Source organism: Clostridium sp., assembly GCF_029267215.1.
In the GTDB taxonomy this organism is placed as follows: domain Bacteria; phylum Bacillota; class Clostridia; order Clostridiales; family Clostridiaceae; genus Sarcina.
In genome coordinates, this window is record NZ_JARIDH010000044.1 from 196,205 (window position 1) to 205,079 (window position 8,875).

Consider the following 8,875-nt stretch of genomic DNA (forward strand, 5'->3'; position numbering starts at 1 on the left):
AACAACACACTCCTATGAAATATGGTAAATAAGGGAGATAAAGACACCCTAATTGATTTTATCACTTGAGATTGGAAATGTAAATCATTAATGGAATTTGTAGAAGTAGCAACTTTTATGATAAGATAAATGTGTCAGTTTGAATTGAAAAAATAAACATTAGATAAAAAATAAAACAACTTTATGAAAAGGTTGCTTTATTTTTTATCTAAACTGACAACTTTATAAAAATATAAAGATTTTAGAAAGGGGAGATAAGATGAATTTATTAGAAAAAAACTTTTGGAAGAAAAATTTAATATATGTGAGTTCAATTATATTTGCAATAGCTATTTTTATATGGGGGGTATTTTTTGAAGAGGAATTTCAAAAAAGAGTAAATACAACTTATGAGTTTATAATAAACAACCTATCATGGGTTTATTGTGGTCTTATAGTAGTGTTTTTTGCTTATTGCATATGGATAGGTTTTAGTAAATTTAGAAATATAAGGCTTGGAGACGATGATTCTAGACCAGAGTTTTCAAATTTAAGTTGGTTTTCAATGTTATTTAGTGCAGGAATAGGAGTTGGGTTAGTATTTTGGGGAGTTGCAGAACCACTTACTCATTATTTTAAACCACTTGAAATGAAAAGCATGAGTGATGGTGCATTAGAATTTGCATTTACAAAATCATTTTTACATATGGGACTTTCAGCTTGGGCTTGTTATGCAGTACTTGCCTTAGGGTTAGCTTACATGCATTTTAGAAGAAAAAAACCTATGCTTATAAGTAGTCTTTTAAGTCCTTTAATAGGAGAAGAAAAATCTCATGGGGCTTTAGGAAAAATAATAGATATGATGACAGTTTTAGCAACTATGGCTGGAATAATAACATCTCTTGGAATGGGAACTTTACAGGTTTCTAGTGGATTAAACTATATGTTTGGTATTCAAGAAACAAACTCTGTAAAAATTATAATAGTTCTTATAATAACAGTTTTATTTTTATTATCTGCTTGTTCTGGAGTAGGAAAAGGAATAAAGATAATATCTAATACTAATATATTATTAGCAATGTTTTTATTTGTTGGATCTATGATTGTTGGACCTTTTGGTGATATGGTTAGTAATTTTTTATTAGGATTAAAAGGATACGCAGTAGAGCTTGCAACTACAAATAACAATATTTTTATAAGTGGAGAATGGTATGGAAAGTGGACTATATTTTATTGGGGATGGTGGCTTGCATGGGCTCCATCAGTAGCAATATTTATAGCTAGAATATCTAAGGGAAGAACCATAAAAGAATTTATATTTGGAGTTTTATTTGTACCAGCAGGATTTTGTTTAGCTTGGATGGCTGTTTTTGGGACACTTGGAATAAATGTAGCAGATAAGATTGGAATAGAAGGGATAAGTAAGGTTGAAACTACTTTATTTTTAGTATTTAATCAATATCCAATGGGTAAAGTTTTATCAATAGTTGCCATAATACTTATATTCACTTTCTTTATAACAAGTGCAGACTCTGCAACTTATGTTTTAGGTATGATAGTTTCTAATGGGGAAATAAAAGTTAAAAATTCTAAAAAGATTGTTTTAGGAGTAATACAGTCCATATTAACATTAGTACTTTTATTTGCAGGAGGACTTGAGATAATACAAAACTTCTCAATCATAATGGCTCTACCATTTGGAATTATAATGTTTATTGGTGTTATTGCATTTACAAAGGCATTATATAAAAATGAGGATGTTAAAAATGAAAGTTTAATTTATAAGGTTAAACTGAAATTTAATAATTTAAAAAATAAAGAAGTTAACTATCCTATGTAAGCATCAAAATATTTATATTATATAATTTGAATAAAATGTGTTAAAGGTCAAAATCTATAATTGGTTTTGACCTTTTCTTTATATATTAATAAGTTGATTTAATATGGAAGACTTAATTATAATAAAGGAGAGTTTAGAATGGAAATTAATAATATAGATTTCTTTTAATGGCTAGATTTAATGGATAAGAAGTATCTGTTTAGAATGTAGATTAATAAGATATAGATTTGAATATTTATATATATATAACTAAATATGGAAAGGAGAGATGTTAATGCTAAACTTAACATTTCTAGGAACAGGTGGTGGAATGCCTATGCCAAATAGATTCCTATCATCAATAATAATGAACTTTAAAGGAAGAAAGATACTTTTAGATTGTGGAGAAGGAACGCAAGTTGCCATGAGAAAGTATAACTGTGGATTTAAAAGTTTGGATTTAATATTTATAAGCCATTTTCATGGAGATCATATATATGGATTACCAGGCTTGCTTTCCACTATGGGGAATAGTGGAAGAGAAAAGGAGCTTTACATAATTGGCCCTAAGGGATTAAGGGAGATTATGGATGGGTTTTTAATAACATTGCCTTATTTACCTTATGAAATAAAGATATTAGAAGAACCTAAAAGCTTAGATTTTATTGTGAGAAAAGAAGGTATAGAACTTAAAGCTTCAAACAGTATGGAAAATTCAGATTTAATTATAGAAAGCTTAGAACTAGAACATTCTTCACCATGTTTAGGATATTCATTTGATTTTAAAAGAGGAAGAGCTTTTAATATGGAAAAGGCTCTAAAAAATGAAGTGCCTAAAATACTTTGGTCTAAGCTTCAGAAAAGCAGTGAGGTAGAGTTTGAAGGGAAAATTTATTACTCAAATATGGTTTTAGGAGATGAAAGAAGAGGAATTAAAGTTTCTTATACTACGGATACTAGACCAACTAAGGAAATACCAAGTTTTATAAAAAATAGTGATTTATTTATATGTGAAGGAACTTATGGTGAAGAGGAAGATATGAAAAAGGCTGAGAAGAATAAGCATATGACTTTTAGAGAGGCTTCAATTCTTGCAAAAGATGGAGAAGTTTGCAATATGATATTAACTCATTTTAGTACGGCTATGAATGAACCTAAGGAATTTTTAGAAAATGCTACTAATGTATTTTTTAATACAGAAGTTGCAGAAGAGGGAATTGAAAAAACTTTGAACTTTAGAGAAGTATAGAGAATAACTATTGCAAATAAATGAAAATTGATAGGGGAATCTAAAAAAAGAATTTGTACAGAAAAGGATGGAAATATGATTTTGGATTAATAATTTTTGGGGAAAAGGGATCAGGAAAAAGACACTAAAAAATATACTTTTATTAAATTGTAAGGTTTAAATGCTTATAAATTTAAGTTTTTTTATTGTATAATAATAAATAGTTTAAATTTAAGAGGTGAAAATTATGGCAAAAGATAAGAAACTTAAGACAAATGCTATGAGAATATTAGATTCAAAGAAAATAAACTATGAAATGCTTAGTTATGAAAGTGAAGATGGAAAGATAGATGGAATTTCTGTAGCTCATAAAATTGGAGAAGATGAGAAGAATGTATTTAAAACATTAGTAGTACAAGGAACAAGCAATGAGTTATATGTTTTTGTTATACCAGTAGCAGAAGAATTAGACTTAAAGAAAGCTTCAAAGATAGCTGGAGAAAAGAAAGTTGAAATGATACCAGTTAAAGATATACTAAAGCATACTGGATATATTCGTGGTGGATGTTCACCTATTGGACTTAAACGCTCTTACAAAACATTTATACATGAGAGTGCTAAAGACTTAGATTTTATTATAGTAAGTGCAGGAAAGATAGGACATCAAATAAAATTAAATCCTAATGACTTAGTAAATGCAGTAGAAGGTAAGTTTGAATTTTTAATTAAATAAATTTAATAAGAATGGGCATGTATCAAAATAAGTTTTATTATTATATTTTGATACAGCCCCATTTTTATGTGTTATTTTTTTAGAGGGAGATTAATTTTTAAACTAAAAATTTTTTGAATTATATATTAAATGAAATTTTTAGCTATTTTCATTAAATAAGGAGCAGATTTTAACATTTTATTTTGAGGTTTGTTCATCTTTTTAATAGCACAAGTTATTCCAATAACTCCAGCTAATAATCCTACACAAGATGCCATAATAACTTTTTTATTTACGTCTAATTCCTTATCTAACAAGCAAGATCTTATTTTACAATTTGGATTGTTTGAATCCATGCAATCTTCCATGTCTTCCATTGAATCATAGAAAGAATAGTTTTCCATATTATCGTAATCATCATAATTATCATCCTTTATATTATAACAATTATCTTTATAATATGATGGGGGAACAAAACGTCTACTTTTTTTTCTAAGATTTTTATATTCCTTATTCATATTTACGCCAATTCCTTTATACATAAAAATCACCTCATAATTATTATTATCAAAAAAATATTATATAAACATGGAAACTAATAGCATTTTTATATGAGAAGTATGACCTTTTGAGAAAAGGTAAAGTATTTATATTAAGTAACCTAAAAGGGATTTGAGAATAAAATATAATATATGGGATATTTTAATTAATTTATATTGAAGGCGTGATTTTATATGATTATAAATAATTCAAATGAAGTGCAAGAAGGGTATTATGGAAATAAGGAAGATTATTATGATAAACAAGGACATTGTTATACTAGTTTTTTCATAAGTGATATTTTTATTGATAATAATAAAAAAGGAAGTGTAACAATAAATAATAATTTTGATATTTCTAAAGAAAAGAGAGAGTTTTTAAAAGAAGAGCTCTCAAAATATTTTAAAGGAGAGAAAAATGAAGAGTTAGATAATGAAGAGTTAGATAATGAAGAGTTAGAAAAACTTATAAATTTCTTCGTGGAAAACTTAGGTGCTAAATTTTATATTCAAGGTGTTATTGATTCTTATAAATATATGATAGATAAATCAGATGATTTATTGAGTGTTGAGAGATGATAAAACATAGAAGTTGTCGTTTATTAGGAAAGACAACTTCTTTTTTGTTATTTTTGATATTTTTTTGTAACTATTTTGTTGATAAATTTATTTAAAAAAGATATTATAGAAAGTGGAAGATAATTTAAAGTCGGGGGTTATATGACTACTGGGGAGGATTTTGTATGAATAGGAATAAGATAGCAGGTATGATTGTTGCAATTTCAACAACATGTATTGTTGCTGCACATACTGATAAAGTTTATGCAACAGAACATAAAAATAGCAATAATCATTTAGAACAACAATCACAAGTAAAGGCAGTAAAAAAAGGACAAGTTATAAATGTAAGTAGTAATTTGAGAATAAGAACGAGTCCAAGTACAAGTAGTAATGTTTTAGGATATTTAACTAATGGAACAGTTTTTAATATAGATGGAAAAGAAGGCCATTGGTATAAAATAAATGCTAATGGAAAAATTGGATATATACACGAAGATTATGTGAAAGAAATAAATGGAGGAACATCTAATGGTGGTAACTCTAGTAATGGAGATTCTAGTTTAGATACTTCTTTATCTGGTAAAATTGGTAAAGTTGTAAATGTAAGCACACACTTAAGAGTTAGAAGTGGAGCTAGTACAAGCAGCTCAGTTGTAAGCAGTTTAAGAGCTGGACAGACCTTCACTATAAAAGGTAAAAGTGGAGCTTGGTATAAAATAAATACTGATGGAATCACAGGATATGTTTATGAAGAATATGTTAAAGTAATCTCTGGAGAAGTTTCAGGTGGAAATAACAATAATAATTCAGGAAATTCAAATTTGGATACTTCACAATCTGGAAAAACTGGTAAAGTTATAAATGTAAGCACATACTTAAGAGTTAGAAGTGAAGCTAGTACAAGTAGTTCTGTTATTGGAAGTTTAAAAAATGGACAGAATTTCAAAATAAAAGGTAAAAATGGTGATTGGTATTATATAGACGCTAATGGAACTTCAGGATATGTTTATAAAGATTATGTTCAAGTTTTAAATGGTAATGAAGATAACAATAATAGTGGAAACACAGAAAATTACCAGGATTCTATAGATGAATCATATAATGGAAAAACAGGACAAGTTATAAATGTAACAACAAGCTTAAGATTTAGAAGTGAACCAAGTAAAAGAGGGTCTGTTTTAGGATATTTATCAGAAAATGAAAGAGTAGCTTTAAAAGGAAAAACATCTAATGGATGGTTTAAAATAAATCATAATGGAAAAATTGGCTATGTAAGTGGTGAGTATATTAAAGTTATAGCTTCAGATAGTGGCTCATCAAATGAAAATACAGGTGGAAATGAATCTGGACATGAAGTAAATCAAAGCAAATATGAAAAAGTATTAAGTGTTATGAAAGCACAAATAGGTTCCCCTTATATTTATGGAGGTTCAGGTCAAATAATAACAAATAGTCTTTTAAATGATTTAAGACATAGCTTCCCAGATCATGCAGCAAGAGGATTTTATGATATTCACTCAAGATATTTAAATGGAAATTATAGAGCTTTTGATTGTTCTGGATTAATGCAATGGAGTTTTGCTCAGATTGGTGTTAGCTTAGGGAGAACGACTTGGGATCAAGTTAATAGTGGAATAGAAGTGTCTCCAAGAGAGGCTAAACCAGGAGATTTACTTTTCTTTAATGGTTTAGGTCATGTTGGTATGTATATAGGAAATGGTCAATGGATAGAAGCTCCTAACAAGGGGAAAACAGTATCTACTTCCCCAGTACCATGGAGTAGAATAGGAAGAGCTAGAAGAGTATTATAATTTAACATAATATTTATAGGTGAAGGTGTACAAATAAAATGTACACCTTTATTTCTTATAATAATATTTTATTGAATTTAATTTATAAAATAATAAAGTGATTATAAATTATTAAAGTCCTTTTTTAGTAGAATTTTTGGAAAACCCTTTATCTTTTAATATTTCATATATTGTTTTAGAAGTTGTATCTTTCATAGTATATCCTAAAAGATTTAATACTTCATTTAATTCTTCTTCAGAAAAAGTTTCTATTTCTATATATGGGAATGGACAAAATGAGGGATCATTTATATCTATCTCAATTAAAGAGTTTTTATATTTATAACTTTCTCTATATTTTTTTATTGATTCAAATAATTCTAAACCTAATGAAGTTAATATATTTTTACCAGCATTTCCATCTTCTATAATTGTTTCATTTTCTTCCATAACCTTAAATTTATCTTGGCTAATCATTTTCTTAGTTGTCATAAAATAAACAGTTTTATTGTTTATAAGATCTTCAACTGTTCTTATTCTAGCATATCCTTTTTGGTTTAAAAGTTTTCTATCTTGAAAATCAAATATATCATTTATTTGATTTTCACGCTTAACATTTTTAGCTCCAACCTCACTCATTATTTTTCTTATTCTTTCAACATCAATATCTATAACACGAGTTTCAAATTCTCTCATTATTATTACCTCCAAAATTTATTTAAGTTTACATAACAAAAACCTATATTTATTATAAACAAATTATTAAATATATTAAAGAATTAATTAGAGATGTTTTATTTAATAAAATATAGAAGTGATTTTTGGGAAGGATTTTGATAGAATAAAATATGTGCTTAAAATTAAATAAAAGTTGGAGGTAGAGTTTATGGAATACGTAAATGACATAAATATAATGGAAGCAGTTATACATATATTAGATAATAACAGTGATGAACCAATATTAAATGAGTATAAGGTTGAGTTAACAGATGATGTTTATAAATTTATATATAAACATGTAGATAGATGTTTGAAAAGTGAGGAGTTAAAGTATGCAATATTTAACCCTGAAAGACATGTTGTTAAGGATGTAACTCAAGATTATTTAAATGGAGTAACTAGTGATTTAGTCTTGGTATCTCAAGAACTTGCAAGACAATTATTTTATATAATGAGAGCTAATTCTGAGATTTCAAGTTGTGACTTACTTACGGTTTCAATTTCTACAGATCAAGGACCTATGATTGGAATACTAAAAATGGATTACATAAAAAACTTTACTCATAAGGTTGATTTTGTTGATGATAAGATTGGAATAGGCATAGTAGAACAGGCTGCTGGACTTCCGGCATCGGCTCAGAAAGTTCAAAAATGTGCATTCATAAAGCCCTTTAGAGAAGATCAAGATATAAATCTTATGGTAATAGATAAGAAAAAGAAATCATCAGAAGAGGATGAATATGGAGCTAATTATTTTACAAATAATTATTTAGGATGTACTCTTATTCAAAATGAAAGAGATATGACTAAAACTTTTGTGAAAGCTACGGAAACTTGGACTAGAAATAATATAATAGAAGATGCTGATAAAGCTGAAGAAATAAGAACAACAATAAAAAATAAGCTAAAAGATGAAGAAGTTATAAATATTGAAGAACTTTCAAGAGAGCTTTTCAAAGAAGAAGAGAGTAGAATGAAAGATGATTTTACTACATTTGTAAGAGGTCATGGATTAGGAGATGATGTTGAAGTTGATAAGCTTTGGGTTGAGAAAAAAATGAAGAGAACTAGGCTTAATATAGATAAGGAAATAGATTTATATATAGACGATGAAACGTATCATGATAATTCTAAATTTGAAATAGTGAGAAATGGTGATGGAAGTATAAACTTAGTAATTAAGAATGTTAAAAATTATATAGAAAAATAATTAGGGAGTAGAGTATTTATTTACTCTCTTTTTGATTTTATATATTATAAATTAAAATATTTATATAAGTAGTAAATTATATTATAAACTTAAAAATACATTAAGAAAAAAAGAGATTAGAAAATTCTAATCTCTTTTTATTTAAGAAATATATTAAGCTCTGTTTATTGAACCGAATAATTCCATTTTCTCTTTAACTGTAGCTTTTATAGCTTCGAATCCAGGATTTAATAATTTTCTTGGGTCAAATCCTTTTCCTTCTAAGTCTTTTCCAGCTTCTATATATTTACGAGTAGCTTCAGCAAATGATAATTGAC

The 8,875-nt window shown here is 27.2% G+C and carries 9 protein-coding genes; 6 read left to right on the forward strand and 3 right to left on the reverse strand.

The genetic code is table 11. The annotated features are described in order from the left end of the window. The first annotated feature begins 259 nt into the window (after positions 1-259). The 3 genes from Q1K13_RS08945 (at position 260) to ybaK (ending at position 3,759) form a co-directional block, all read left to right on the forward strand. Positions 260-1,819, forward strand: a complete 1,560-nt coding sequence (locus tag Q1K13_RS08945) for a BCCT family transporter (RefSeq protein WP_300349742.1) — start codon at positions 260-262, stop codon at positions 1,817-1,819. Between the two features lie 274 nt (positions 1,820-2,093). Further along, entirely contained in the window at positions 2,094-3,047 is a 954-nt protein-coding gene (locus Q1K13_RS08950; protein ID WP_300349743.1) for a ribonuclease Z, read from the forward strand. Between the two features lie 226 nt (positions 3,048-3,273). Then, a complete protein-coding gene (gene ybaK / locus Q1K13_RS08955) occupies positions 3,274-3,759 on the forward strand; it encodes a Cys-tRNA(Pro) deacylase (RefSeq protein ID WP_300349746.1) in 486 nt (161 codons plus the stop codon). Between the two features lie 125 nt (positions 3,760-3,884). Here the strand turns inward: ybaK and Q1K13_RS08960 are convergent, their stop codons facing one another. After that, on the reverse strand, positions 3,885-4,280 hold the full coding sequence (locus Q1K13_RS08960; RefSeq protein WP_300349749.1) for a hypothetical protein: 396 nt from the start codon (positions 4,278-4,280) through the stop codon (positions 3,885-3,887). 192 nt (positions 4,281-4,472) lie between these two features. On the opposite strand from Q1K13_RS08960, the gene Q1K13_RS08965 reads away from it, so the two are divergent. Together Q1K13_RS08965 and Q1K13_RS08970 are read left to right on the forward strand one after the other, a co-directional pair. Further along, positions 4,473-4,856 carry a DUF2164 family protein gene (locus Q1K13_RS08965; protein ID WP_300349751.1) on the forward strand — a complete coding sequence of 128 codons (384 nt, stop codon included), beginning with the start codon at positions 4,473-4,475 and terminating at the stop codon, positions 4,854-4,856. A 164-nt stretch (positions 4,857-5,020) separates the two neighbouring features. Further along, positions 5,021-6,649 (forward strand): C40 family peptidase, encoded by a 1,629-nt coding sequence (locus Q1K13_RS08970; protein ID WP_300349753.1) that lies wholly within the window; start codon positions 5,021-5,023, stop codon positions 6,647-6,649. A gap of 111 nt (positions 6,650-6,760) precedes the next feature. Here Q1K13_RS08970 and Q1K13_RS08975 read toward each other — a convergent pair whose 3' ends face one another. Continuing rightward, entirely contained in the window at positions 6,761-7,324 is a 564-nt protein-coding gene (locus Q1K13_RS08975; protein WP_300349756.1) for a class IV adenylate cyclase, read from the reverse strand. 190 nt (positions 7,325-7,514) lie between these two features. Here Q1K13_RS08975 and Q1K13_RS08980 point away from each other — a divergent pair, with 190 nt between their 5' ends. After that, positions 7,515-8,558: a nucleoid-associated protein gene (locus Q1K13_RS08980; RefSeq protein ID WP_300349759.1), complete on the forward strand. Its 1,044-nt coding sequence runs from the start codon at positions 7,515-7,517 to the stop codon at positions 8,556-8,558. A 153-nt stretch (positions 8,559-8,711) separates the two neighbouring features. On the opposite strand, the gene Q1K13_RS08985 is transcribed toward Q1K13_RS08980, so the two are convergent. Beyond that, on the reverse strand, positions 8,712-8,875 hold a 164-nt coding region (locus Q1K13_RS08985; RefSeq protein ID WP_366522628.1), incomplete at its 5' end, for a class II fructose-bisphosphate aldolase.

Coding starts and splice junctions, on each gene's coding strand:
- Q1K13_RS08980 (WP_300349759.1), top strand. CDS start 7,515: ATGGAATACGTAAATGACATAAATATAATGGAAGCAGTTATACATATA.
- Q1K13_RS08970 (WP_300349753.1), top strand. CDS start 5,021: ATGAATAGGAATAAGATAGCAGGTATGATTGTTGCAATTTCAACAACA.
- Q1K13_RS08975 (WP_300349756.1), bottom strand. CDS start 7,324: ATGAGAGAATTTGAAACTCGTGTTATAGATATTGATGTTGAAAGAATA.
- ybaK (WP_300349746.1), top strand. CDS start 3,274: ATGGCAAAAGATAAGAAACTTAAGACAAATGCTATGAGAATATTAGAT.
- Q1K13_RS08950 (WP_300349743.1), top strand. CDS start 2,094: ATGCTAAACTTAACATTTCTAGGAACAGGTGGTGGAATGCCTATGCCA.
- Q1K13_RS08960 (WP_300349749.1), bottom strand. CDS start 4,280: ATGTATAAAGGAATTGGCGTAAATATGAATAAGGAATATAAAAATCTT.
- Q1K13_RS08965 (WP_300349751.1), top strand. CDS start 4,473: ATGATTATAAATAATTCAAATGAAGTGCAAGAAGGGTATTATGGAAAT.
- Q1K13_RS08945 (WP_300349742.1), top strand. CDS start 260: ATGAATTTATTAGAAAAAAACTTTTGGAAGAAAAATTTAATATATGTG.